The organism is Streptomyces sp. NPDC022910 (assembly GCF_055561075.1).
In genome coordinates, this window is the sequence record NZ_JBVHHL010000156.1 from 1 (window position 1) to 2,075 (window position 2,075).

Here is a 2,075-nt window from a genome sequence, read left to right on the forward strand (position 1 = left end):
GGGGCGGAACTCCTCGGCGGGACAGGAAGCCCAAAAAGCAGATGCCGGCGGCCGAAAGGCAGCGGGACTCGGGACATGTGGCCGCCTCTCCAGGCGGCCGTCTCGGGGAACCGGCCGGATGCCGGTCCTGGCGGCCGGGTCCCGAAAGGGGAGCTGACGTGGGCTGGTGAGCCTTTGACGACCGAGGCCCGGGGCCTCCCGAACCGAGGGGCAAGTTGGACACCGCGGTGAACGGACCCGAGGACGTTGCCGAATGGGACGACATCGCATGGCGTCACCACGAGGACAACGTAGTGAGGCTGAGGCAGAGGATCTTCAAGGCGACGCGGGAAGAGGACTGGGCCCTGGTCCGGTCCTTGCAGAAACTGATGCTGAGGTCATGGTCGAACACGCTGATCAGCGTGCGGCAGGTGACTCAGCGCAACGCTGGACGTCGGACGGCCGGGATCGACGGGGAGACCGCCCTGTCACCCGAGGCCAGGATGGACGTGGCTTTACGTGTGCATCATACGCGCTCGTCCTGGAATCCACTGCCGGTCCGACGCGTGTACATTCCAAAGGCCAACGGAAAAGAACGGCCGCTCGGTATCCCCGTGATTATGGACCGATGTCATCAGGCGCGCGTCCGTAACGCACTGGAACCCGAGTGGGAAGCGCGCTTTGAGCCGAAATCCTATGGGTTCCGGCCGGGCCGCAGCTGCGCGGACGCCATCGGCGCTCTCTACTCCACGCTGAAAGGCTCCCGGGCCAGGAGGCTGTGGATTCTGGATGCCGACTTGTCCGCTGCATTCGACAGAATCGACCACGAACAACTGCTTAAAGCGATCGGGTCCTTCCCGGCCAGGGAAATGATCCGGGGATGGCTGAAAGCGGGAGTGGTCGCGGACGGCCTGCTCACACCGACCGAAGAGGGATCGCCTCAAGGCGGTGTAATCAGCCCGCTGTTGATGAACGTTGCGCTCCACGGCCTGGAGGAAGCTGCCGGAGTCAGCTATCTCGCATCCGGACGTACTTCCGGAGAAACGACGCGAGGAGCTCCGGTGCTGGTGCGATACGCCGACGATATGGTCGCCTGCTGTCACTCCCGGCAGCAAGCAGAGCAGGTCAAGGCGCGGCTTGCAGCGTGGCTGGCTCCCAGGGGCCTGACCTTCAACGAGGAGAAGACGCGCATTGTGCATCTCTCCGAAGGTTTCGACTTCCTGGGATTCACTCTCCGCCAGTTTCACGGATCCAAGCTGATCATCAAGCCAAGCAAGAAAGCGATCATGCGGATACGGGGAAGGCTCACGGACGAGATGCGAAAACTTCGCGGATCGAATGTGGTGGCGGTCATCGCCAAACTCAACCCGATCATTCGGGGTTGGGCGGCCTACTACCGTGGGGTGGTGTCCAGCCGGGTCTTCTCGGATCTGGACTCTCATGTGTGGCGGCTCACCTACAAGTGGGCCAAGCACTCGCACCCCAACAAGCCGAAGAAGTGGATCGTGCGCCGCTACTACGGCAAGTTCAACAAGTTCAGGAACGACTACTGGGTGTTCGGCGATCGCGGCTGTAACAGCGAGAGCGGCGGCACCTTTCATGTGGTCAAGTTCTCCTGGACGAATATCGTCCGGCACCTACTGGTCACTGGCGGGGCGTCGCCCGACGATCCCGACCTGCATGACTACTGGGCCAAAAGACGGAGGAAGGTCAAACCCCCGTTGGACAACTACAACCTGAACCTGCTTGCCAAGCAGGAGGGCCGTTGTCCGCTCTGCGGGGACTACATCCTCACCGCCTATCAGCCGCCGCAATCCCCGCACGAATGGGAACGCTGGTGGCTGAACACCGTCCGCCGAGCGGTAGCCGCCAGCCACCTCACTCACCACGGACGACATGGCGCGCCGGACGGACCGCAGACACGCCTCGTGCACGCCTCCTGTCAACGCAGCCTCCGGGCCAGAACTCGCAGGAGGTCCGCAATTTCTGCATCACCGCGAACGCCCTTGGGGCTTGCTTGAGCCGTGTGCCTGGCAAGCGGGCACGCACGGTTCTGAGGGGGCGGGAACGCAGCAATGCGTTCCCGCTACCCGACA

Annotated in this window: 1 protein-coding gene; it reads left to right on the forward strand. The window is 63.2% G+C overall.

What is annotated here, in order from left to right; translation table 11 throughout:
* Window positions 1-227: 227 nt before the first annotated feature.
* Window positions 228-2,000, forward strand: coding sequence for a group II intron reverse transcriptase/maturase (gene ltrA, locus ACZ3TS_RS42820; RefSeq protein WP_467628632.1), 1,773 nt, complete (start codon window positions 228-230; stop codon window positions 1,998-2,000).
* The last annotated feature ends 75 nt before the right edge of the window (window positions 2,001-2,075 follow it).